The organism is Cupriavidus sp. U2 (assembly GCF_009663685.2).
In the GTDB taxonomy this organism is placed as follows: domain Bacteria; phylum Pseudomonadota; class Gammaproteobacteria; order Burkholderiales; family Burkholderiaceae; genus Cupriavidus; species Cupriavidus necator_C.
The window spans coordinates 1-24,906 of record NZ_RCOG02000008.1 but is presented as its reverse complement, the minus strand read 5'-3'; the positions used below and the strand labels follow the sequence as shown (position 1 = coordinate 24,906).

At 59.0% G+C, this 24,906-nt stretch carries 18 protein-coding genes; 5 read left to right on the top strand and 13 right to left on the bottom strand.

Annotated features, from left to right (window positions below; translation table 11 throughout):
* Positions 1-22: 22 nt before the first annotated feature.
* Both D9X30_RS08085 and D9X30_RS08080 read left to right on the top strand, forming a co-directional pair.
* Entirely contained in the window at positions 23-316 is a 294-nt protein-coding gene (locus D9X30_RS08085; RefSeq protein WP_153949989.1) for an HU family DNA-binding protein, read from the top strand.
* On the top strand, positions 297-1,238 hold the full coding sequence (locus D9X30_RS08080) for a hypothetical protein (protein WP_249640911.1): 942 nt from the start codon (positions 297-299) through the stop codon (positions 1,236-1,238). Before D9X30_RS08085 ends, D9X30_RS08080 begins: the two co-directional genes overlap by 20 nt.
* A 100-nt stretch (positions 1,239-1,338) precedes the next feature.
* Here D9X30_RS08080 and D9X30_RS08075 read toward each other — a convergent pair whose 3' ends face one another.
* From D9X30_RS08075 to D9X30_RS08050, 6 genes are all read right to left on the bottom strand, one after another.
* On the bottom strand, positions 1,339-2,166 hold the full coding sequence (locus D9X30_RS08075; protein ID WP_153949990.1) for a DNA/RNA non-specific endonuclease: 828 nt from the start codon (positions 2,164-2,166) through the stop codon (positions 1,339-1,341).
* Positions 2,167-2,187: 21 nt separating this feature from the next.
* Complete coding sequence (locus D9X30_RS08070) at positions 2,188-2,778, bottom strand: hypothetical protein (protein ID WP_153949991.1); 591 nt, start codon at positions 2,776-2,778, stop codon at positions 2,188-2,190.
* A gap of 56 nt (positions 2,779-2,834) precedes the next feature.
* A complete protein-coding gene (locus tag D9X30_RS08065; protein ID WP_153949992.1) occupies positions 2,835-3,107 on the bottom strand; it encodes a hypothetical protein in 273 nt (90 codons plus the stop codon).
* A 24-nt stretch (positions 3,108-3,131) separates the two neighbouring features.
* Positions 3,132-4,238 (bottom strand): phage Gp37/Gp68 family protein, encoded by a 1,107-nt coding sequence (locus D9X30_RS08060; RefSeq protein ID WP_228771098.1) that lies wholly within the window; start codon positions 4,236-4,238, stop codon positions 3,132-3,134.
* Positions 4,239-4,633: 395 nt separating this feature from the next.
* Entirely contained in the window at positions 4,634-4,849 is a 216-nt protein-coding gene (locus tag D9X30_RS08055; protein WP_011514935.1) for a hypothetical protein, read from the bottom strand.
* A gap of 12 nt (positions 4,850-4,861) precedes the next feature.
* Positions 4,862-7,642 (bottom strand): DUF6531 domain-containing protein, encoded by a 2,781-nt coding sequence (locus D9X30_RS08050; RefSeq protein ID WP_158664421.1) that lies wholly within the window; start codon positions 7,640-7,642, stop codon positions 4,862-4,864.
* A gap of 448 nt (positions 7,643-8,090) precedes the next feature.
* On the opposite strand from D9X30_RS08050, the gene D9X30_RS08045 reads away from it, so the two are divergent.
* Positions 8,091-8,687, top strand: a complete 597-nt coding sequence (locus tag D9X30_RS08045) for an alpha/beta fold hydrolase (RefSeq protein WP_227461077.1) — start codon at positions 8,091-8,093, stop codon at positions 8,685-8,687.
* 113 nt (positions 8,688-8,800) lie between these two features.
* Here the strand turns inward: D9X30_RS08045 and D9X30_RS08040 are convergent, their stop codons facing one another.
* The gene (locus tag D9X30_RS08040) at positions 8,801-9,016 is read right to left on the bottom strand and encodes a hypothetical protein (RefSeq protein ID WP_011514931.1); all 216 of its coding nucleotides are present in this window, start codon (positions 9,014-9,016) and stop codon (positions 8,801-8,803) included.
* A 9-nt stretch (positions 9,017-9,025) separates the two neighbouring features.
* A complete protein-coding gene (locus D9X30_RS08035; RefSeq protein WP_153949994.1) occupies positions 9,026-11,809 on the bottom strand; it encodes a DUF6531 domain-containing protein in 2,784 nt (927 codons plus the stop codon).
* A gap of 668 nt (positions 11,810-12,477) precedes the next feature.
* Between D9X30_RS08035 and D9X30_RS08030 the strand changes: the two genes are divergently transcribed.
* Together D9X30_RS08030 and D9X30_RS08025 are read left to right on the top strand one after the other, a co-directional pair.
* Complete coding sequence (locus tag D9X30_RS08030) at positions 12,478-16,902, top strand: ATP-binding protein (protein ID WP_011514896.1); 4,425 nt, start codon at positions 12,478-12,480, stop codon at positions 16,900-16,902.
* Positions 16,902-18,344, top strand: coding sequence for a hypothetical protein (locus tag D9X30_RS08025; RefSeq protein WP_029309942.1), 1,443 nt, complete (start codon positions 16,902-16,904; stop codon positions 18,342-18,344). The genes D9X30_RS08030 and D9X30_RS08025 overlap by 1 nt, the downstream gene beginning before the upstream one ends.
* Before the next feature lie 301 nt (positions 18,345-18,645).
* Here the strand turns inward: D9X30_RS08025 and D9X30_RS08020 are convergent, their stop codons facing one another.
* The 5 genes from D9X30_RS08020 to D9X30_RS08000 form a co-directional block, all read right to left on the bottom strand.
* A complete protein-coding gene (locus tag D9X30_RS08020) occupies positions 18,646-19,146 on the bottom strand; it encodes a hypothetical protein (RefSeq protein ID WP_011514894.1) in 501 nt (166 codons plus the stop codon).
* Complete coding sequence (locus D9X30_RS08015; protein WP_029309944.1) at positions 19,143-21,056, bottom strand: tyrosine-type recombinase/integrase; 1,914 nt, start codon at positions 21,054-21,056, stop codon at positions 19,143-19,145. Before D9X30_RS08015 ends, D9X30_RS08020 begins: the two co-directional genes overlap by 4 nt.
* A complete protein-coding gene (locus D9X30_RS08010) occupies positions 21,053-22,711 on the bottom strand; it encodes a tyrosine-type recombinase/integrase (protein WP_011514892.1) in 1,659 nt (552 codons plus the stop codon). Before D9X30_RS08010 ends, D9X30_RS08015 begins: the two co-directional genes overlap by 4 nt.
* Complete coding sequence (locus D9X30_RS08005; protein WP_011239934.1) at positions 22,686-23,831, bottom strand: tyrosine-type recombinase/integrase; 1,146 nt, start codon at positions 23,829-23,831, stop codon at positions 22,686-22,688. Before D9X30_RS08005 ends, D9X30_RS08010 begins: the two co-directional genes overlap by 26 nt.
* A gap of 862 nt (positions 23,832-24,693) precedes the next feature.
* On the bottom strand, positions 24,694-24,906 hold a 213-nt coding region (locus D9X30_RS08000; protein ID WP_349632225.1), incomplete at its 5' end, for a hypothetical protein.

The following is a 24,906-nucleotide window of genomic DNA, read 5'->3' as shown; positions in this document are numbered from 1 at the left end:
TACATCCAACAGGAGAACCCTCATGACCAAATCCGAACTGATCGACGCCGTTGCCCGTGGCGTCGAAGGACTGACTAAGACGAAAGCCGAGCAAGTCCTCAATGCCACCCTCGATGCCATCGTGGAAGCCGTGGGCCGCGGCGAAACCCTGAGCCTGATCGGCTTCGGCACCTTCAGCAAGGGTGAGCGCGGTGAGCGGATGGCCCGCAATCCTCGCACCGGCGAAGAAATCCGGGTCGAGGCAGCCAAGACCGTGAAGTTCAAGGCCGGTCAGCGATTCAAGGATGCCGTAAACGGTGACGCCGGTGCAAAGTGACCGGACGGGCGCGGCCTCGCCGCATTACGTGCCAGTCGCACAGCTGCTCGCCGATACCACGGAGCTCCCCCAACGCATCGACGCAACGATCGTGCGATATCGGGGCGTCACGTGTCACGTTTATGGAGTTCTCCACGGTCTGACCGGCGGCACCAACCGGCAATACAAGGCCCTGGTGGAGCAGGCCATCGAAGATGCCCCGGGCGAGCTAGTCTTTGGCGAGACGAAGTTCGGGAAGCTCTATCGAGGCATCCAGGTGGAGATGGACGACTGGACCGAGATTCCGCTGCGCGACGCCTTCCGGATGCAATTCAAGGCGGCGCTGACGCCGATGCGAATGTTCATGGTGGCCGCCGGCATGCGTCGTGAGCGCCGAACTGAGGTTGACCGCTTTGGAACGGGCGGTGTTCGTCGCCTGCAGGACATCGGCGGCTCCGCGGCCTTCCATGCCTTGTCGCCCGAGGAACGTCGCAGACTTGCGGGATTTCCCGATCCTTACTCGTACCTCGTGGAGAACTGTCGTCGGCGCACGGGCGGTGGTGACCGCAAAGGGCCCGTTTTTCCCGACCCGGTTTGGCGTTGGCTCGCGATGATTGAGCCGGAACTCAACATTCCGTTGCGCAGCGTCTTTATGCTGGAGTTTGCTGTGGAGCGGGCTCGAGTGCTCGGCGCCAGCGAGATCTCGATTTTTGTTGGCGAGATTCACAACTCGGACATGGCGTGGTTGGCCGGCCTCGACGAAACGCTGCTGGACCAGACGGTACTGCGGACGGTGAACAGTGTTCGGTCGCGCGCCATAGAGCTCGCCGGTGCGCGAGGCCGGCCATCACGCCTCAGGTTTGCGCTTGCCGTGCTGGCGGGAGCCAGCATCCCGCTGTCGATCTATTTTGGTCTGGGGATGTGGCTCTGGACCAACCGGTAGACGCGCAAAACTGGTATCAAAAACGCGAAAGGCACGTCTACGGGCGTGCCTTTCGTCGTTTTTGAAGGGAACATGTTCCTTCGACTACTTGTCCGGTGGGCTACCGTGCGTAGGCCAGAAGCAAGGTAGCCAGGGCGCCGGCGTCGCCTACGAGTCGATGGATCGAGCCTGCGGGAGATTTGTCTGCCAGTGATTCGCCCGACACCAGCCAAGAGAACTTCACGCGGCGCGAGGATTTTTCGCCGGGATGGGGTGTCGGCGCGGGTAGATCAATGGGCTGCGATCGCTGCGCACGAGTGAGCCCCGGGAAAGGATCGACGCCCGTGAAGTGCGCCAGTTCATCAATGCTGATCGCGCTGTAAGCTGGCGTCGCATCGTTGCGGACAACGTAGGCGGCGGCGCCGACACCGGGCACATAGATAGCCTTCCAGAGGAAGTCGGGAATCCGAACACGGCCATTGAGGGTCGCGCTGGTCTTCGAAAATGCCGGACCGGTGACAACCTGGATTGCGCCGTATTGCCGAGCCAGCCGGCGTGCCGACGTCTCGATGTGGCTCCAGGTGCGACGGTTGGAGAGGCTGTTCTGCGGAACAACGTTGGCCAGGCTGAAGCTTTCGGCTTGCGATGCCTTGTCTGCGACATCCCCACTTGGGGCAAGGTGCCCACGGTCCATTCCAGATCGGCTGAAGTCCTGCAGGTGTGCGCGGTCGGCGGCCGGAAGGCGTTCCTCCTCGTAGAAATCGCTGTCGCGCGGCAGCGAGCGTGCGGCTTCTACGGATTCCCTCGTGAGCCGCTCGGCCGACCAAAGCGCGGTGCGAGTCTGGGCGGAGTAGAGGACGGCGTAGGAGTGGCTGCGACAAGCGCGAGGCTGAGGGCGACTACGAAGTGGCGAGTCATGGCTGAAGGTCYGAGATAGTGACCATTTCAGCTTGCCATCCCCAACGCGAAGTCAAGGTTGCCAGTGATCCGGCACGCCATCGATGGCCTTGCCGATGAAATCGTGCAGGTCCAACAGCGGCCACTCCTTGTCGGCCAACGCCTCCTCGGCAATCTCAGCGCATAGCGCCGGCACTGGCTCGAAGCGGACCATTGGCGCGCCGTCTATATAGATGATCTTCGCCCGCTTCAACAGCTTCTGATAGCGCGCGGCCTGAGACACCACGGTTTCAGGTGGGTCCACGTGCTTGAACTCGTACCCAGGCTGGGCGAGGGCAGCGGCCATCGCCGCGAATTTCGGGCCATTTGCCTCCCAGTCGGTCGTTGTGGAGGCKACCAGGTTCAGGAAGTACGGAATGTCCGAGACGGTCAGCGCGCGGCGAGCAGTCATCGAGATGGCTTGCTCATCGGCGGGCCGGTGCTCGACGCGGTTGTTCCAGATGGCGCTGAGCTGGGTGAAGGCCGCGTCCTTGCTGGCGCCATCGAGTTGGATCGGCGGCGTCGACATGCCGCATTCTTCACAAACAATGACTGCCTGCAGGCGGCCGGCGATGTAGAGGGGGGCGCCGTCGCAGTGGGCGCATTGGAGGAGGCCGCTGGGCATGGCAAGGATCCGCTGCTGAAAATCCCGGGATTATGCCTGCCCGCGACCTGCGCCCGTCAGAATTCGCAGACGGGCTGTTCGATGATCGGCTTTTCTACGGCTAGATAGCCGCTMGTTGTGCTGAGAMTCTCGCGCGTGACGGTTCCCTGGAAGCCTTGCAGCATTTCCGCGTGGTCCCGCAGGGCTGCGCCGATCTGCCAGAACTCGTTGAGCCAATGGCCTGGCGGGCCCATCGGGCCGCCCATCTGGCCGGTGGTGATGGCCCCGCGGATGGCCAGGACGGTTTCGGGCTCGGGGTACTCTCGCCCTTCATTGTCGTATTGCTGCATTTATTTCGAGGTTGAGGTTGACGTCTAGGCGACGCCGTGAGGAAGGAATCCATGGCCAGCGTCGGCCACGGGGAGCGATGCAGTGGGAAAGGCGTCGTGCAGCATGCCATCGAGGAGACGGCCGGCCGCCTTCTTGCCGACCCGATGCATCACCGTCACTGGGAAGCGGCCTTCGTCCCGGGCTTGCATGAAATCCGCGCCAATTGCCAGCTGCCGGCCGTCTCGGTCCAAACAGATGCCGCCGGCGATCCAGCTAGAGGCCTTGTTCACCCACTGGTCGAACGTGTCGAATGTCCGGAAAACGGCTTCGCCGGTCGTGGTCCGTACGGCCGCGGTGTGCCATTCGCCCCACTGCTTCAGCAGGAACGGCACGCCGGAGGCCGAGCACTGGTCGCGCAGGCTGCGCAGCCATGCCGGATGCGTAGGTCGCGCGCCGGGCCCGGATTCGCCACCAGCAATGATCCAGTCGATAGCGCCCGGGCTGTAGTCGTTGCCGGACGTGTGGAGTAGGTCACCGGTGAGGGTCGAAAACACGTCGACGCGGCCAAGCAGAGGTTCCATCGAAAGGAAGCGGGTCTTCGCCGGGGTGCGAAGCAGCTTTGGGATGTCGCGATCGGCCTCAGTCTGATTCACGATCGTTGCGCCCAACCAGACATCGGCCGGGGCGTTGCCAGCGATCCACGTGGCCAGCCACGGTACGAGGGGGTTGTCGCCGAAATCGTCGCGCGACATCAGGACGTTGAATGCATCGCCCAGGCGCTTTGTGACGTTGCCAATGCGCTTGGTCAGCACGAGCTTGTCGAGGTTCGGCGTCTGGCGCCAGACATCGAGCATGTCGATGAACCACTCCATTGGTACTTCGTTGTCGAACACGTCCGCCAGGCTGGCACAGAAGACACGCTGCCGGCGGTCGTGGACTGCGGCAAACGCGGCGTGCGCAACGTTCCAGCGGATCATCTTTCGCCAGTTGGCGGTGGTGGTGCGCCGGCGGGGCGCGCCCGGCCCCCAATTGGCGGCATGGCCGCTGCCGTAACGCGCATTACGCGCCTCGGCGTAGCAGTGGTCGCAGCCAGGGCCTACCTTCTGACAGCCTTCCCAAAAATTATCTAATGAAACCTTGTTGTTGCGCATTGAGAAGTCGCTGTCACCCAGGGGCTTTGGGCACTGATCAGCGTATCGCGTGTTGCGCATTGAAATTGAGGACAATGAACTTCGGCACCGGTCGTGGCGAATACATACAGGCGCTCGATGATCTTGGCCCGCTCGTGATAGTTTCCGGTGCTAGCTTCAGCCGAGACGGCTGTGCGTCGTCGCGGACGTTGGAGGACGATTTCAACCGAGGGGTTGCTTTGAGCGGCGCATGAATTGTGTCCGCTGGATCAAAATCCCTCTAGGGGCGAGGTAACCTTTTGCGACAAACGTCCGCTCAACTATCATGAACCGACGTTGATTCGGCTTTGGTGATTCCCATCAAGAGCACCGCTCGTCCCCAATCGTCTCGCGCCGAGCGTAACACCGATCAACCCCTAGTCTTTCATCGGGTGGTATTTGCCCCATCCGAAGTAATCGTTATAGATTTGTGCGGCTTCGTCATAGGTTTCGGCATCAAACGTCTTTAGTAGCACTGGCGTGCCCTCGAACAAGTGGGCTTGCGCTTCGAATTGCCCCTTTTCGATAAGCGCGTTTTGTCCGCTTCCATCAATGTCCGAGATTGCTTGCCAAATCTCGTATGTCTTGGTCATCCTGTTCCCCCTTTACGGCACGAAAGCCATGCCTTTTTGTACCTCAATATCAATGCGCTCACTGCCATTGACTGCGATGACCTCATCGTTGCGGAAGGTCTGTTTCGTTGGGCCTGTTCCGCCGCCTCTGCTGGCATTCACAACAAACCGCTTAGCTCTCGCCAAAGCCTGTGAACGAGCTTGATACTGCTTCTTTGTCATTCGCCCTTCAAGGGCTTCCAGTTTCGCCAATCCAGACGCTGCAGAAAGCGGGTCCGCCTGCGCCCACGCCTCAACATCGCCAACGCCCTCATCTGGATAGCCAGGACCTTGCGCCTGAATCCGTCCTCGGTGATCGGTTTTCGGACTGTTTCCCGAACACGCTTCAATCAATCGTGTCGTCCAAATCGCCATCCACTCCCAAGGCTTCTTTCCACCGAGGTTGGGGGCAAGCACGTCCCATGGGTTCGGTGTGTAGGTACCAGGAATCGACATAGATGCGCCTACTGCCGTTACCGGCACTGGTATCGCTTGCGCATGTGCCGAACCGAACAACCAGTTGAATAGCTTCGAAACCCAACCCATCCATGCACTGAAGGGATTGGCCCCTGCATCTTCTGCCGATGTCCTGGCTAGGGCCAGAGGTTGCTCATCCGGGTCTGGGCCAGTGAGCGACTGACCATTGAACAATACGTCGATGAGCCGGTGCGCCGCATCGTAAGTGTAGTTCGTGACGTCTCCGTTGGGACTGGTCACCTGGACTTTCTGCCCGATTGCGTCGTACACGTATGCGGTCACGTTCTCGCCATACAGGTACTGGAGCACGCGACCTCGCTGATTGTAGACATACTTGACGGTCACGCCTTCCAGATCGACCGCTTCGAGGAGGCGCCCGGCGGCATCATATTGCACAGCATGCGAAGTTCTACCGGTTCCGTCTGCCGCAGACGTCAAATTGCCTTGTGCGTCGTAGCCGAACGTCCACTGCTGGGTCGCCGTGCCATCGACTTGTTCGGTCAATGCTGTCATTAGCCCGTTGGCGTCATAGCCATAGCTGTTGCTGGACACCGCTCCCGATGGGGCTGCGTTGAGCCCTTGGCCGCCATTGACGTCGGCTGTGGGAAACCACCCATGGGCGGTCATTTGACCTTGACCATCGTAAGTGAAATAGTCGACCCGCCCGGGCGCAGCCACCTTCAGCGGCAAATTCCACGTCGGATGCCACTCGGTGGTCGTGGTCTTCGCGTCCGCCGTGCCGTAGCCCTCGATGCGTTGGGTCTCGCGCCCGAGCGCATCGTAGCTGTAGCGCGTCTCCTTGTCCGCAAAATTCCTCCGACTCGCAACATTTCCTGCCGCATCGTAGGTCACCGCCTTGGCGATGTCCCCGCACGCTGGGCAGGGGGCCGAGGCGCCGGTAGCACGTAGCACGTTGCCCTGCAGTTCCGAGGTGAAGGTGCGGCTGGTGCCGTCCGCGGTGGTCACCGATGTTTGTCCATTCCCGAGGAAGCTCAGTTGGAACTTGTCGACGCCCCCGGCGTGTTCGGTGCTGGTGGCGCGGCCGAGGGAATCGTAGGCATACGTCGCGAACCGGACGCCCTTTTCATCAGTGATGCCCGTCAGCGCCCAGCGGTACTGGGAGTTTTCGTAGTGATACTGGCGTCGCGTGCCATCGGCATAGGTCACGCCGTTCAGCATGCCGTTGGCATCGTACGAATATGTGATTACGTTCCCGCCGGGCGTGGTGACAGCAACGATACGACTCTGCGCATCGTACGCAAAAGAGAGCTTCTGACCAAATGCATTCCGAACTTCCAAGAGAAGATTCGGTTCCGGTGCAATGCTCGAGGGCGTGCTTGCGTCACTGTATGTCAGCGACGTTGCCCAACCATTGGCTTTTTGTACGCGCAGGAGCTTGCCGGCAATGTCAAAGTCTTCCGTGACTCCCATCGTTATTTGGGCAAACCGCCAGCCAGAAATTACTCCTTTACCATCTCGAAGTGGCGTCAGGGAATCGCCTTTTCCATCTACGGAAAGCCAAATACCGTTGCTGGGGCCGAAGTTGGAATGACTGCCATCGGCACGCTGAACAGTGAGCAGAGGCGTGGTGCCAGAGTACGAAGAAAAATCCAGACGCCTCTGCCATTCGTGCATCCACAGGGCACCGAAGCCTTTTCTTGGCGCCACCAGGTAGCTCGATCGGTAGGTTCGTTGCAGGGATAGAGGCTGAGCGCCGGCGCCGACATAGTCAACCTCGGATTGCCGCTTTAGCCCTGAGCCAACGGAGCATGGATTGCCAACGGCACAGCTCCGCTCATCGATTTGATTGACGGGGATCTGCGAGCCCGGGTAGTTCGACACGTTTCCCCGGACCGTGCCGCATTGTTGATCCAAAGGCTTCGTCGTATCAGGTTTCGACCCATCCTCGCAAATGGAACCATACAAGTATGGCCAGCCGGCGGGCCAGTCTGTCATAACGGTTCCGTCGTAATTCTGCCTTATATCCATCACGCACATACCCCGACTGCCGAAATATGGGAAACTCGTCAGCGTCCATCCCGGCATGTCCGAAGCAAAGGTTTTCGGCAGAACCTCTGTACATAAGGCTGCAGCCGATGATTTGATGTTCCCCGGTTCGTTGTGATAGGTATCGTTCCATCTAAGAATGAAGGCTTGCACGGGCGGATCAGCCTTTGCCTCTGATACAAAGGAAGCGAAACAAAATCCCGCAAGTGATAATGCGATCGGAAGAAATTTTCCAAAAATTCCCAGCAGCTTCAGCGAAGCTATATTTTGGAGCGCTCGCAACGGGTGCAAGCCCGTCGCCGCGCTCGAAACGGATATTGTTAGATTCATTTTTTACCGACCCGAAGTCGCGACTGCCGAAGCGCCGCCTTGATTAATTTGGGTTGAGTTTAAACAAATCGCATCGAACCATGTATCTTGTAATGCATATCAGGGTTAAGTCGAGTTGAAATCAGGCACGCACTTTAGGTGTCGGCAGTTGACGGTAGCCGCAGGAGTCGACAATCGAACGAAGATCTCAACGACTGGCTAGTACTGGATAGCGGCCATTGAAGGCGAGCTGCTGAGGGTCTATAAAGGGACGATGGCGGCCTTGCGTAGTCCCGAAATACTCATGCACCTCCAACCAGCACAGGAGCACTGATTGCTACCCCTCATCCTCTTGCCCGCGATGCCATGCGACGAACGTATGTATGCCGCGCAGGTTTCTGGTCTATCAGACCTGACGGAGTGCAGAGTTATGGTGGTAGACGCCCAATCGTTTGACGCGGGTGCAGAACACTTGCTGACCAGCATCCATGGCAGATTTATCATCGCCGGCACCGCCTACGGTGGGTGCCTTGCGATTGAGACAGCGATTCGTGCACCAGAACGCGTTGCGGGGTTGTGGTTGATGAACTGCAATCCGGGGGCACACCCTGACCTCGACGCAGTGCGGGAAACCAGCTTTCGGCTTAGAAGCGGGCAACTCGATCAGGTGCTCGAAGAATTTGCCACTGCGGCGATGCCGGATACAGCAGCGGACTGCCGCACCGTGTTTATCGAGATGGGACGAGTCATCGGTGCGGAAGTGTTCGCTCGTCAGTCAGACGCTGCTCTTACCCGAAGGGACCACTGGGACAAGCTGAGTTCCATCGTCGCCCCAACCCTTATTACATGGGGAATGGTCGATAGGTTCCTGCCCACCGGGATTGGAGAAGAGATGGCGAGGCTCATGCCCCACGCCCAACTCGACATGCTGGAGGGCTGTGGTCACTTCCCTTCCCTGGAACAGCCCCTGTTGACAACCGCGCTGGCTCGAAACTGGCTGTTAAAACACCAGAATGCGTTGACATGATCCATCTTGATCGGATGGAAGGCAGGGGCCGGCCGACTCGGTCATTGCGATTTAGTTCGTGGGCGTCCGCTGTGTAGGCATGAGCCGACGTTGGCTCGGTCTGGGGCCATCGCCTAGTCTTTCGTAGGGTAATGCTTTCCCCAACCCATATAGTCGTTCCGCATCTGGGTCGCCTCGTCGATATCTCGCGCTTCGAACACTTTAAGCAATCGTGGCTTTTTCCATTCCGGGGGATCGAGGTTCACAAATTTCCCTTCCTCGCATAGCTCAACCGAGTAGGAATTCCCCTTCTCGTTGAAAAATTCCCAAAGCTCAAATTTTTGCATCATTTTTTCTCCTCAGGGCACAAACGCCTTGCCACCCAGAATATCGACATCAACGCGCTCATCTCGTCTGCCACCATCTTCATTCTCTTTCCGGATCTCGTCATTGTAGAAAGACTTCTTTCTGACTGCGTCGAGTCCGCCGGCGCGCCCTGTTGAGATTACATATCTCTTTGCGTCCTTGAGCGCCTGATTTCTGGTGCTACGCTGCTTGTTATTCATGCGCGCTTCAATTCTCTCCAACGCTTGTAGCCCCCACTCCACCGTCGGCGGGCTTAGCTGGGGTCCCCACGTTTCGGCATCTCCTACACCTGGATCACGATACCCGGCGCCCTGAGCCTGGATCTTCCCGCGATGAATGTTCTCCTGCACCTTTGAACGGCAATAGTCGACGGCACGCTGGGTTGCCATGGCCAGCCACTGGCCAGGCGTCTTGTCACCATTCAGCCCCGGCACCAAGTCCTGCAGCGGATTGGGTGTGTATGTGCCCGGTGCCGAGCCACCGCCTCCATAGATCGGCGGTGAAGGTGCCGGTACCCCTTGTGCATGTGCCGACGGCAACAACCATTTGAATAGCTTGGCGATCCAGCCAAACCACGACGCAAAGGGATTGGCACCGGCATTGTCGGCCCCGGATTCTGCCTTTGCCATCGTGATGGCCGCCGTCTCAGGCGCCTCCGGTGTAGTCAGAGACTCGCCGTTGTACAGAACATCGATCAGGCGATGGGCCGCATCATAGACGTAGTTTGTCACGTCTCCTTCCGGACTAGTAACCTGAATCTTTTGCCCTATCGCATCGTAGACGTACGCAGTCACGTTCTCCCCGAATACATACTGCGTCACCCGGCCTCGGGAGTCGTACACATACTTGAGCGTGTCGCCGTCAATGTTCACCGCCTCAAGCAAACGGCCGGATGGATCGTACGCCAGTGCCCGCGCTGTCCGCGTGCCGTCTGTTGCCGTCAGCAGATTTCCCTGTGCATCGTAAGTCAGGCTCCATTGTTTGGCGATCGCACCGTCCTCTACCTCAGTTAGCGCCGTCATCAGCGCATTGGTGTCATAGCCATAGCTGTTGCTGGACACCGCGCCCGATGGCGCTGCGTTGAGCCCTTGGCTGCCGTTGGCGTCGGCTGTGGGAAACCACCCATGGGCGGTCATTTGACCCATCCCGTCGTAGGTGAAATAGTCGACCCGCCCTGGCGCAGCCACCTTCAATGGCAGATTCCACGTCGGATGCCACTCGGTTGTCGTGGTCTTCGCGTCGGCCGTGCCGTAGCCCTCGACACGTTGGGTTTCCCGGCCGAGCGCGTCGTAGCTGTAGCGCGTCTCCTTTTCGGCAAAATCCCTTCTGGTCGCGACATTCCCCGCCGCATCGTAGGAAGTCGATTTCGCAATGTCACCGCACTCCGGGCAAGCGGCCGAAGCTGAAGTCGGTCGCAAAACGGTACCTTGCAGTTCCGAGCTCAGCGTAAAGCCAGTGCCACTGGGAGAAATGACCGACGTTTGGCCATTCCCCAGGACATTGAACTGGAACCTATCTACGCCGCCAGCATGTTCAGTGCTGATGGCGCGGCCGAGCGAGTCATACGCATAGGTAGCATAGCGAACACCCTTCTCATCCGTGATGCCAGTCAGCGCATAAGCGAATCGGCTGTCCTCATAATGGTACTGCCGGATCTTTTGATCGGACCACGTTACCGTGACCAGCATATTGTTGTTGTCGTATTGGTAGTCCGTGGCTTTGCCGGCCGGACCGACCACACGCGTGATTCGCACACGCGAGTCATAGATCAACTGCATCTCACGGCCAAACTGACCCCGAATCTTGATCAGGAGCCCGCTTCTTGGCGCGATGCTTATCGGGGTGGTGGCATCGCTGTAAACAAGGCCCGTCTGCCAGCCATTTAGCGCCGTGACGGATCGCAGCAGTCCAGTGTTGTCGTAGGCCTCAACGGTGCCATCCTCTGCGGACTCATATTGCCATCCCGTAATAGCGCCCGTGCTGCTGAACGATGGAATCAACCGATCTCGCCCTTCGGAGGAAAGCCAAACCGAGCCGCTCTTGAAAAACCGCAGATAGTTACCGTCTCCTCGCAGCGCCGCCACGCTACCACCCGGTTCGTACATGATGGAGGTGTCCAGCCGCTTCTGATACTGGTGCATCCAAACGGCACCGAATCCGTTCTTGGGGGCAATGTGAAAGCTCGAACGGTAAGTGCGTATCAGCGAGAGCGCGTCCGCACCCGCTGCGGCGTAATCAATTTCGGTCGCAACCTTAATGCCTGTCCCGGGGAAGACCGGGTTCCCATATGGGCAGGACTTTTCCCGCGCTTTACAACTGGCAAGCGATACCCCATTGAACGACAAGGCCACTTTGGCGCCGCTCCCGCAGCTATCTTCCGGCCAATCCGCCACCGGGCATATATATGCGGAATTAGTAAACTCTAGACCATCAGGACACTTGAAAAAGCGTTCCACCGTCGCAAAACTACCGTACTCGATTTCCTGATTTGCTGTGTTCAGGATAATTGCGTTGCAGTGAACTAGTCGCTCAACGTAGGGATCCTGTTTAAGGTACCACCGCACGGTAGGATATTCATACACTGCACTAAACGCCTGGAATGCATCCGGACAAGCATCCTGCGGCGCGCTATAGAGAAAATCGGTGTTTAATTTCGTGCCCTGCGGAACCGCAGCGAGCTTCCAGTATGTCTTTCTCTCTGCGGCATGAGATGGGCCAATGCAGAATATTAATTGCAGAAAAAATAGAAAAAGTACAAGACAATGTCGTCGACCCACCTTCCCACTCCCCGAAATTGTTATTGCTATCCAAGCATTATTCTCTAGCTGGTGCGGCGTACTGCCGGCAGAAGTCTACGGCGAGGACGACTTCGACATGTACTGAGATGCTCACATCTGATATCAATATGGGTTACATCGGCCACGCTCTATAGGGGTCAGACAGCCTTGCCTCCGTGAGGATGGAGCACTCGCGAGCGAGCCCCGTACGAAACTAGGCGCTTGCGGCCAGTTTCGGTTCTGACTTAACCTGAAACGCGTCCGAATGGCCGTACGATATCGCGTAACTGCCGTTGCCATGGGTTGGCTGAACGGCTCAGAAGGGTCGATTCCAGCCAATCGCCGTGGTCGAACCGAGCGACGGCTCACATTAATACCCGACCTCCGAGCACAGCTGACGCGACTCCCTGCTTTACTGCGGGCTGTCGTCGAGCCGCCTTAGGAACTCCGAAGTCCAAGCACATCCTTCAGCGCAGCAACAAGCCTCCTTGCAAGGGAGTTGCTATGATCTTTTGACGTGCCCTGTTCCTTGAGCAGTTTCTGCCACTACTGCGAGGCTCCGGCGCCGCCAATGTAAGCTGATAGGTGCGTGTGCAAGAACTAGTGTTCCGCAAGCGGCGTCACAAGGCCGTTTGCTCGGTCAATACCTTTGCCGGCCATCCCATTCCATGTCTGAAGAGATTAAGAACACTGCGATAACCGCCGCCGGCTACATCTATCAGAATCGGCAGGGACTGAGGCTTCTTTGCGATTGGCTAGATGCGCCGACACGCTTCACCCGTGTGAAGTTTGAGTGTGACGACGAGGCCGTTGCGCCGAAGGGACTGGACGACATCGTCGCCGAGCGCGCAGATGACCTCATCGATCTGGAGCAGGTCAAGTACACACCGAACCCGGGTGCGCACGCGCTGAGCTGGGAGTGGATGCTTGAGAAGGCAGGCACGACTGCGCGGTCGAGGTCCATGCTTCGGAAGTGGTTTGACGCGTTCGCCGCTTTGGACCCCGCTCGGGTTGGCGTCCTATCGCTGAGGACGAATCGCCGGCCAGATGCGGAAGTTGAGGCGTGCTTGTCCGGGGGGAAGATCGACTTCGCCAAAGTTCCCGAGCCGCGGCGCTCAGCGTTAATCGCCGAGCTGGGCGACCAGGAGAAGTGCGAAGCCTTCTTCAGTCAGCTGCAGGTTCTTCACAGCGACAAGGGGTTCGAATCGCTCGAGCACGAGGTCGATGCTCGACTGCACCGGCACGGTACGCCTGAGGGCATTGCGAACCTCAAGAATGTCGCTTTGAACTGGGCGATTCGGAAGAATTCCCCGCCGCCTGACGGGTGGATCTCCTTGAACCAGGTGCTCACAATCCTGCGAGCTGCGCCGGCGGCCCCCTTGCCTGAAGACTTTTTCGTGCCGCTCGGATATGAAGTGCCAGACGAAACGTTCCACCGGGACTTCGTGCGCGACACCGCCGCCGGTGCCGGACAGGCATTCGTGCTCACGGGGCCGCCTGGCCGCGGGAAGAGCACGTACTTGAGCGCGCTGTGCGACAAGCTTGCTAGCTTGGACATTCCCACGGTCCGTCACCACTACTTCCTGTCGACGACCGAGCGGGGGCGCGACCGCGTGCACAGCTATGTGGTTGAGCAGTCCATCGCGGCTCAGGTCAAGCAGTTTCATCCAGGGGTTCAGGCACTCGGCGGTGACTTGCGAGGGCTCCTCGAAGCTTGCGCGGCGTACTACGAGGGTAAGGGCAAGCCGTTCGTGCTGGTTCTGGACGGCTTGGACCATGTCTGGCGCATCAATGCCGCCGACAAGCGTCCGCTGGACGACTTGTTCTCGCAGGTCTTGCCGTGTCCGGACAACATGGTTCTGTTGGTGGGCACGCAGCCGGTTGACGACGCCCAGCTTCCTAGGGACCTCTTGGCGGTAGCCCCGAAGGCCAGTTGGCGTGAGTTGCCAGCGATGTCCGAGAACGCAGTGTTGTCGTACCTGCGCAAGGCTGTTGACGAGGGCAGGCTGTCGACCCGATTCGACGATGAGGGGCAGTCGGAGCGCCAACTGCAGGAGGCGGCGACCGCGCTTCGCAAGAAGACCAACGGCCACCCGCTGCACGTCATCTACGCCACCGCGGAGGTTGAGCATGCCGGGGGTGACCTGGACAGCTGGGATATCGAGCGGCTGCAAGGGGATATGACCAAGGAGGTTAAGTTCTACTACGCGTCCCTGTGGGAAGAGCTGCCACCCAGTCTGAAGGACACGCTGCGCTTGGTGTGCGCGTTCCCCTTCTTCTGGCCAAAGGCTGGGTTCTTGGAGATTGCGGCGAAGCTTGGCACTGCTCAGCCCGATGTCGCGAAGGTGGAGCACCTACTGCATTCCTCAGCGGCTGGCCTGAAGGTCTTCCACGAGAGCCTGGCCGTCTTTGTGCGCTCAACACCGGACTACGACGAGCGCATCAAGGAACTGATGCCGGCGGTGGCGGGCTGGCTTGAAACATCGGCACCGCCTTCTTTGCGCGTCAACTGGCTCTGGTCGGTTCAGGCCAGGCTCGGTGACCCCAAGAACCTCATTGCCGGGTTGACCCGCGACTGGATCATGCTCCGCCTGGAGGAAGGCTATCCAGAGTCGCTGTTCGACACCTTGTTGTCGGAGGCCATGGTCGCGGCGCTGGATACCAATGCGTTTGCCGACGCCTACCGCCTTGACCATCTCAGGGCGCGGATGGTCCGTGGCAGCGAGTTTCAGATGCAGGACGACGACATGGCTCGGCTTGTGTCGTTTACGCTGAGGCTGACAGCCGACGACTGTGTTGTCCGAGAGGCTGTGGCGTCGCGGCACGAGACGGACATCCTGCGTGTGGCAGCCCTTGGCTTGGCCTTGCAGGCGCGAGGACATGCGGTACTGGCCAAGACCTGTGGTTCCGAGGCACTGCGGCGTTTCAGAGGTCTCAGCCGCTTCTCCACGCGGTACTCGTCAAACGAAGGAACTGCTGATTTCAAGTTCTTGGTCGAGGCGTTCGCGCGCTTGGGTGTCATCGGTGCGACCTCAGAGGCGTTTGCCAAGCTGGTTCGCGAGAACGCCCCTGTCGTGTGGATGCCGAGAGCCCGGATGCTGGTTGATGAGGGCGTGCTGGACGACCTGATGGACGCGGCCACCCCGCTGCCGCCCGACGATCCGGATAAGAGTGTTCTCAGCGACGTCTGCGTCCGGGCGGCTGCAACGGCGGGGGTGAGCATCTTTGACCGCGACGACTTCAACAAACTGGCGCGAACCCCATTTGTTGCCGCATTGGAGGCCGCCCGCACACGGGGCTCCAAACCGCTGAACGAGCCCATCCCCATTGAGTGGCTCAAGGGTGACTACTACGAGCGCAAGGACGACCTGAGTGCGCTCGTTCATCATTGGTTCTTCAGCGGCGTGCACCTGAGCCTTTGCATGAAGGCAGAAGGACAAACCGGCTTCGAGTTCGTGCGGGCGCCCACCTACGAGGACAGGAGGAACATCAGCTACTTCTTGAATTCCCTCTCAGCAATTGCAGCTCAGGTTGCTGAGCGCTGGTGGCGCGGGGAGTTCGTGGACTTTCATGAGCTGTTCGAACTGCTCAAGCCTATCCAGTTCAGGCGCTTTAGGCAGGGTCACGATGCCAGCTCAGCAGCGGAGGATTTCCGGGCTGGACTGCATCGCATTGCCTGCGACATCCGGCTGGGGAGCTGCCTGCTTGCCGGTCGCGACGATGTTGAACTCACTGAGGCCACCATGGTCGCCTCAGCTACTGGCGAGTGGTTCGACCCTGCGTCCTTCCGCACCCAGTACGCGGCAGGATTGCTGACCAGGATGAGCGATGAAGCTGCAGCGGCCTTCATCCAATCCCAACGCGTCCTGCTCGATGCTGAGATCCGCCAGGAGACCAGCGTTCATCTTCAGACGCCTCTGCAACTCTGCGGCATCACCCTTAGCCACGGCTTAAACACCAGCGCCCGGGAGCTCTGCACGCAGACTTGGGAGCTGGTGACCGGCTACGGGCACCGCAAGGACCCCACGTTGAACAACACCGTCGACGCCATTGACTACCTGGTGGAGGTCGTGCCAGACGATGCTCGACGGCTGCTCAGCTCGATTTCGCCCCAGATCCACCGCGTGCTGGACTTCACGGACGGAAAGGGCACGAGGCACGTGCTCTCAGCCGCTGACCGCCTGTTGGCGAAGCTCTGCCCACCAGCTCTGGTGGTGAAGTATGAGGAGCACACGGCCGCCGGCGATTGGTCGCATGCGGAGGACAGCCTGCGGGCGTACGTAGAGCAGGGCGTGCGGGACGGTTGGCCCCTGGATGCGCTTATGCGCACGGGTGTTCACCCAGAGGTCCAAGACGCGTTGATGCAGCTTGAGCGCAATGGTCAGGATGGCGCTGCCGAGCGGCTGCGTGTTCTCAGGGAGCACGCCGGCTGGGACGTCGGCGTGCTTCAGCGTGCAGACTCGTCTAGCGGCGACATTGACAGCAAGCCGTATACGGGCGATGTCACCACGTTTGCACCGGAGCAGGTCGACGAGATGCTGGCAAGCCTGTCGACCAGCTACAACGAGAAGAAGAGGCTCTTTCGGACATGGTACGAGCACTGGGATAAGGCCGGACATGGCAAGCGCCTTCTCGCGGCGTTGGACGGCTTTCTTCACTCAGACGAGGGGCGCATGAATGGCATCCTCGAACTGTCTGACCTCGCCTTTGAGACGAGGCGCAGGCTGAGCGGCTCGAAGGCTGCGTGGAATTACCTCGTTCAGGCACAGGTCCGGAAGGGTGCATGGCTGGGCTTCGCGGAAAGCGAAGAAAAGACGCGTGAGAGGCTGGATATGGTCGTTCAGCACTACCCGAGTCGTTGCGACGAGTTCGTCGCTGAGACGACGTATGGCATGTTCGGAGAGCCCGAGCCGCCGCGTGTAGCGCCGACGAATCTGATGGTCTATTTCTATGCACGGCAGAAGCGCGTTGCCGACGCCGTGAAGTTCGCCGAGATGATGGTGAATTGCGTTCTTGAAGACACCCGAACCCTTCCGCTGGAACGGCCGCGCTGGGCAGAAGAGCTCGACGCTGCGAGGGCGAAGGGCACATGATGGATGACCTTCGCATCCTCGTCGCTAGGCTGGGCTGGCCGTCGACCGCTGCACGGTGGTGGACCATGCAGGAGCTCGCCGCTCGGCTGGGCGCGCCGGCGTCCAAAGCGGCGACGGAGGCCGCACTTCTTGAATTCCTCGGCACAAGGAAGCTCGAGGCCGAGGTGGTGGAGGCGCTCTTCGTCTTTTGGATGGCCGCGCAGGCGCACGGGTACGAGGCCAGCCAGAAACTGGCCGAGAGCATTCCTAAGACGTCCGTCCTCTCGGAGCTATTGCTAGAGAGCCTCGGGCTGTGGGCGGACATCCCGGACGAAGGCCTAGAAGAAGTGCCTGAGGACTTCGAGATTCCACAGGATTTCAACGGAGTCCAAGGTGCGGACCTTCCGCGGATGTTCCGTACCTCCATGACGGAACTTGAGGCCGCTACGCGGCTGCCGTTCGTCCGCCAGATGGCTTTCGAGTGGTCGATGAACAAGGAGGCCTATCCGGATGCTCCTTTTCAGGGTGACCCTTGGCATTTCTCGCGCCTCTTGGGCGACGGGTTCAGCGGTCAAATCTCATCCCGGACTGCCTTGCGGATGATCTCCGCCTACCACCGCACGTTGGCGGTTGCTGAGGAGTTCTGGGGCATGCCTCCCGATACAGCGGAAGAATGGGCTCTATTGGCTTTGCCTGTTCACCCGACACTTGCACTGCTTAGGCCTAGGCGGCCAGCTTGGTTTCCAGGCCGAACGGAGTTCGACGGCGATGACGAGGCTATTGGTGGGGCTGTCCGCAGTCTCGTTGAACGGGTTCAGCTAGAACGTCCCGGCGACGAACTGATGGCCTTCGCGTCTCCCGTTGTGATGTCAATGGACCGCTGTGTGGAGGTCTCGGTCGTCCGGTGGGCGCAGGTGGCAGGTAGCAGCGTCGCTGATGAAGGCTTGGCTGAACACTTGAAGGATCTGTGGAGAACTGGAGAGCTACTCGCTAGCGACTTCCACGAGCCCCTAGGAACGACGACGGTCCTGGAGTCACCGGCGCATCAAGCGATAGCCGATCGGGAGAGCAGAGCTTGGCCGCTGGCAAAGCTGCTCGACTTTGAGCGCCTCGGTTACCTGCAGCTCGATCTTTATCCCGGCCGCCTCTACTTGCCTGCAATTCCAAGGCGCGACCAGTTGGAGGTCACGCCTCGTGATGGGGTGCTGGAGGTTAAGTCGGGTAGCGCCGTCATCGCCGACCTCAGCTATTGGAATGCAGGCTGGGGTCCGGTTCGCCCCATGCAGTTCGACGGAAACTGCGGCATGGCCCTTGTCTCCAGAGGTACGGCATATCGCATATCACCGGATGATGCAGTTCAGGAGGTGCGATCGTTCTACTTCTGGCGTGTGAGAACGCTCCATAGGAAGGGCGGATTCAACGGCTTTGAAGAAAAGCTGTCTTTTGGTGCCACGTTCGTGTGACCCAGCCCTCCATTCAACTAACTTTCACAGGAGCGCAGCCAGAGCTAGTGGCCGCTTAGTGGCCGACAGCGTGAGTTCACCCGTTCAAGCCGACCGACAGCAATCGCTGCGAAGCAGACGTTGTTCAGCGAACCCCGATCGGGCAGCAACGGGTCGAGGGGTGTTTCCACACGGCCTCGGTCGCCGTCAGTCTTTCATTGCCGCTGCATACGGTTGAATCCGCCTAGTGAACCTCAATCTTAGCGCTCGTGTGGCAGAGCAAATCGATCAGCCTGATCGAAATACAAAGGGGACGTCGCGATCATGCTCTGGGGCGCTTCAGCGGGGTCGGCTGCCTCGAGTCGGGGCGCTGATTCAGTTGCAACTGCAAATCTGTGATTACTCGGTCTCGTATCCGGATCAATTCCTCCAACTCCCGAATCCTCGCGTCAAGACGATAGTTGATACGTGCCAAAGCCGCGACCTCGCTTTGGGCATCCTCAACCAAAGCACGATATTCCTTGAGTTTAGCTTCACTCTCAGTGAGGTTTCTGCGAGTCTTCTTTGCCGAAGGCTTCGAGTCGCCGGCCGCTTTTCGGATCGCGTCGAGCACCGGTTGATGGAAACGATATAGCGTGGCACGATCGACACCCGCCTCTTTAGCCACATTGGAGACAGTGAGCCGGGAGCCTATGATGACGGTCTCGGGTGTGCCTCGGGAAAGCCGTTGCAGCGCCTGCTCAAGGCGTTTCCGCGTTCTCCTGGTCGACACATCTTTCTGCTCCGATAACGCCTTCCGTGCGGCCGCCGACAGTACTCTCATGCCGGGTCTTTATCGAGGCGACGGAGAACCTTCTCAGCCTTGACCAGAATCTGTTGGGCGCGAGCCTTCCCGCTTTCACCAAGGTCGCCAATGGCGATGGCTTCGATTTGCTGATCTCGAATGCCCTCCCAAACGGAGCGGTGCTCCTGACCAATAATCCCGTGATTGCAATCAACACACATTTGGGCCTCGAATACGCATAGACCGCCACAACCTACGCCCTTGGCGTTACCTACGCACCACGAGTGGCCCGTGCCATTGAGGGTGATCGTGCCGGCGTACTCGGCAATCAACTCCTCTTTGTTCGCGGCTGTGCGAACCGTACTGCGCCAATCCTCTAGCCAGTGCGAGCCGTTGGCGAGCGGAGCGTCGGAGTCAAGGTAGGACGTCATCACCTCCGTCTGCCGGATGCGCTTTTCCTCGGTCACCATCTCCAGCAGCTCCGTGTCAGTCTCGTATTCATCCGGGGCTCCGTCGGCGTAGAGCGCAGTCATGTCCAGACTCCAGTGGCCGAAGTGGTGTTGGAGTGTCAGGAGATCTCCCAGTTCGGCCTTCGCGATGAAGCGCGCATACGAGCGGCGGAATTGATGTGTCGTAAGGGGGTAAGGATTCCCATCCAGACCAACAATGTTGCAGGCCTCGCAGAACTCTTTCAGATTCATGTTGATAGCGCGGCTGGAGAGAGTGCCGATTCCCCCCGACCGTTGCCGGCCAAGAAACAGGCTCTTTTTCTGGACCCGAACCTCGTCAAGGCGCCGTCTGACGCTCGACCCAGAGCCAAGCGACGCGTCCAGTTGGCCCATGAGCGCGCGCTCCTCACCAGCCAATGCAATTCGCCACGGCTCCGTAAGGCGTGTCAAGACGCTGATAGCGTCACCGACAACGGCAGGGACCATCCACTTTTTTGCGCGGCGGCCGGTTTTATAAATCGTTCCGTGCAGCCAGAGGACTTCAATGCTCCCATCTTTGCTTCGTGACGACGAAAGGCAGTTTTCCTCCAGGGACATCATCTCAGAGTCCCGCAGCCCCGAGAACATGGCGACAGTGACGTAGCACGCAGTACGCAGCATGCCCATCTCGCTGATTACATGGTTTACTCCGTCGAATCCATTCTGGGTCGCGGCCGATGCCAGATAACGAGTCAGTGTTCCCCCAGACCGGCCCACGCTGTGTAGGCGGGCCTCGGCGACGGCGTCACGGGCCTTCAAGATAGAGTCGCCCTTCACGCGGACGTAGTCGAGTGCGGCATCCGTGATCCGCTGCGCTATTTGATCGGGGATGAACTCAGTCTTAGGTACGCGATGAGCGTGCCTCCGCCGTTCGCCCGCCAGAGACATCGCGCTTTCATGAGGCCACGGGTGACTTCGAAGCGCGTCGTCGAGTTTGTCGCGCTGCAAATAGAGGTCTTCAACAATAAACAGCTTCGTTGCCACTGTATGCGGTACGGCGGCTGAGCCATTAAGATTGAGCCTCGCGGCCGGAACATATTGAAGAGTGTGGCCCGACAAGTCCTCGAAGCGCCGCAGGCCCATCTCGAACATCCAGCGTAGCAGCGGAACGAGACTAGCGGTCTTTTCGCATAGCGTGAGCAGTGAAGGGCGCTTCCGGCCATCAACCGGATCGGCGAATAGCGACCAGATATACGCCTTGCTACTGGCGAGAAGCTGTCCGTGTTGCGGATCCGTGAGGAGCGATCCGTCGCTCAAACGTATTGCCCAATTGATGCGTTTGCTTGAGCCCTTTAGATTGAGTTGGGGAATGAACGGGTAGAAATCCCACTTGGAGTCGCCATAGCGGCTGATCACATGACGGCCACCGTCCTCCGTCGCGATCGCCGACACGGGCATGGAGTTACGATCTGCCGGATCGACAGCGCCAGCCCGCTTGATATCGATTGAGAGTGCGTTCATAGGGCGATACCACGCCAGGTCGGATGGGGATTTTGTTGGGCACGCGCTCGCGCCTCAGTGACTTTGTCCTTCGGAAACTGCGGTGCGATATCGGTATCAATGCGCCGGATAATCGGAGCGTAGGTCTTCAGCCAGTGCGCGGCATTGATCTTCGGCCGTTCGGAGATCAAGCGGTAGTAGAAGCTGAAGAGCCGCCACAGGTCATCTTCGAAGACCACCATATTTGGACAGCCGAAGCAGGTAAAGAACTTCTTGCAAACGGACGCGTCATCCCGAAATGGATTTCGACACCGCGCGACGCCGGTGTTGTATCCACCCGAGAGGAGGTCTTTTATGTTCGCCGCGGGGATTAACCCGTCGGCAGCGATAAGGACTTTGCCAGAAACGTCTTGCTTAGTGAAGCTGCTGACCATCCCATCGAGGACAAAGGCATGATCACGCTCAGCCTCGATGGGTGAGTCGACGTAGTGACGGGCAGTGGTGGAGACGCTCGCGTGCCCGAGTGCCCGTTGCACGCGGCGCAAGTCACGGGTGCGGCGGTATAACTCCGTAGCAAACGTCGGGCGTAAGCGCGCGACTCTGACCTGCAGAGGCTGGCCGCGATCATCCTCCAATTTGTGCCGGCGCATGAAGATCGCGACGGCATTCTTGGCATCTCTCGCGGACAGTCGAGATACAACGCCTTTGCGCTCGTTGAGAAGTCCGCGACGCAGGAACACATACTCGCGGTCACGCGGTGCAGCGTCATCGGCGACAGATTCAGTGAACTGGCACAGAAACCGGAAGTGTTCGCCGATCGTGGACGGGACCGATTGCATATTTGCGGTAGCAACTGGTGCCTCGGCCGCGCGGACGGACGTGTTCTGGACGGAATAGCCTCGACGTTTGAGCGTGACCAGCAATTCTCTGTCTGGGAGGGGATGGGGTCGAAAACTATCCCGCTTGAGATCCAGCAACGGCTGCTGATTAATGCCCGTTGCAAGAGCAAACAATAGCAGGTGAACGACGAGCACCTGCAATTCCGAGAGGGGTGCTCCGACGCCCTCGTGGATGGTGCGCAAATCTTGATTCAGCGCCGCAAGAAGTCGCTTCTGCTCTCTGTCCGAATAGGGCTGGCGCTTGGAGGAGTGACTGTTTGCGTTGGGAAATGGGTTGCGCGGAAAAGTCAGCTGATCGCTTACCTCGTCGGGAACCCGCTTTTGCCTTGCTACGAGGAATGCCTTGAGGGCCTTGTAGGCAGTGCGCCGAGTCCCTATCGACCAAATCTGCCCACGGTTTTGGGTGGCGACGATGATCTGGCGTTCCATCCACGCCAGATACCGTTCAATCAACGACCGCGTAATCTGGTTGAGAGCAACAATATCCTCGCCCTTTGCGGACAGGTCGTCAAGAAACAGCCAGAAGCGGCGCAGAAAGCTAACATAGGAAGTCAGGGTGTAGGCGCCTAGCTCATTGCGTAGACTCCAGGCGGCGTCGCGCATATGCGCTGCAAGATTCTCGCGGCCGCGCGCACGATACTCTTTAAAATCGAACCGCTGCTCGCCCTGGTGAGGGCAAACGAGCGAGAAAGACCAGCCGGGCGCCAGGTCAATGACCCGGCCGCCTTGAATCTGGGCGCTGGCTTTGCGATCAAGTTTTTGACGTCGGATTGCCATGTGCGAGCGCGCGGCAAATATCTAAGTGGTAGCCATCCACGTCGTCATGCTCGACCAGGTCGGCCGCGTGGACGTAGATTTCAGTCGTTGTGATCGAGTTGTGCCCCATTCTGTCGCGTACCCACAGCAATGCCTGGGTCTGGGTTTTCTGTCGGCTCATCCGCATCAGTTCATAGGTGCCGAAGGTGTGCCGCAGCATGTGAGGTGTGCACCAGATCCCCGTCTTCTGGCTGACACGCCTGAACGCGTTGTTCAGTCCGTTTACTGACAACGGGTCTCCCGTTTGCGAAAGAAACAGCAATGTCGTTTCGATGCCGAACTTGGCCCTGTGCTTGGCGAGCAAGCGCGAGCGCTCAAATGTGAAGTACTGATACAACGCGACGGCGAGATCGTACGGCAACATCACGGTCCGGTCCTTTTCCCCCTTCGTTGGGGTAATGGACGGATCAAGGTGCATGGGGATCTGCTTGTTCGAATCTCGTCCGGCTGGGTTGGGCAGCACGCGGCAATCCATGCTGACCACCTCTTCGCGCCGCATGCCAGTGAGCAGGGCGAGATACCCCATCAAGCGCATGCGGTAGGGCGTCAGCGCGTCGAGAAAGCGAATCGCGCGGTCCAGATGGAGAAACTGGGGGGTAACCTTGTGCGTTTGCACCGTAAGGGAATTGGCCTCGAATCGGTCGCCTGACGCATCGACGTGCGCGAGGAACCCACGAGGCTTCGCGACCCAAACATCGGTCCGATCGAAAGGAATCGAGTGCGTCATTCCATTCGACTTTGCCCAGTTGTAGAAGGCGTCAACGGTACGAAGCCGCTGATTGACGGTGCTTCTGGCGCAACCGCGCTCAAGCATGGTGTCACGCCAGGCCGCGATCTGGCTTTGATCGACGCGATCCCATGCGAGGCCGTTCGCCTCAAGAAACGCAAAAAACTCGTAGAGCGCGGCGCCGTATGTGCGCCAGGTATTCGCAGCGCGAGTCCGCCCTTTGACGGTCGCAATGTAGCGCAGGTAGCGATTCGGTGCGTCGACTAGCTCCATCTCCGCATCGCAGAGAAAAGGCACGTCTGGGCGAGAATAGCCAGCGACAGCAAACTGGCCATCGGTGAAGAACAGTTTCATGCAGCGACCGTCTCGCGCGGAGGATATTCGGACCACGCCTTGTTGATCTGCCAATCGAAGTCCAGTGGCACCCGTTTTACTTGGTGTCCCATAAGATCCCTAAGTGCCAAAAAAACTGCTGCGGTCCATCAGTCTGAGGATTTGTGGACTTCCTCCTTCGGAGGACGAGCTCCTTCCTATGGACGGCTCGTGGACAACCTTCAGGTTGCCCACAACCCGCCCACAGTCTCCAGCCTAGCCCACAAGCTCCACAGGCTCCGACCTACGATTGAAAGAGAAAACTATCCCCCGACACACCTGTCGCATTATATCGAGGCCCCATGCAATACGCAGCAGACAGATGGTTACATATCAAAAATTATCTAATGAAACCTTGTTGTTGCGCATTGAGAAGTCGCTGTCACCCAGGGGCTTTGGGCACTGATCAGCGTATCGCGTGTTGCGCATTGAAATTGAGGACAATGAACTTCGGCACCGGTCGTGGCGAATACATACAGGCGCTCGATGATCTTGGCCCGCTCGTGATAGTTTCCGGTGCTAGCTTCAGCCGAGACGGCTGTGCGTCGTCGCGGACGTTGGAGGACGATTTCAACCGAGGGGTTGCTTTGAGCGGCGCATGAATTGTGTCCGCTGGATCAAAATCCCTCTAGGGGCGAGGTAGTAGCCCTGCGCCGCAGGCCATGACAGTCATTCACTGACTGCTGGCCAGGTGGCTGGGTCCGGCCAATCCCAGCCACTGGACCTTTTGCGACAAACGTCCGCTCAACTATCATGAACCGACGTTGATTCGGCTTTGGTGATTCCCATCAAGAGCACCGCTCGTCCCCAATCGTCTCGCGCCGAGCGTAACACCGATCAACCCCTAGTCTTTCATCGGGTGGTATTTGCCCCATCCGAAGTAATCGTTATAGATTTGTGCGGCTTCGTCATAGGTTTCGGCATCAAACGTCTTTAGTAGCACTGGCGTGCCCTCGAACAAGTGGGCTTGCGCTTCGAATTGCCCCTTTTCGATAAGCGCGTTTTGTCCGCTTCCATCAATGTCCGAGATTGCTTGCCAATCTCGTATGTCTTGGTC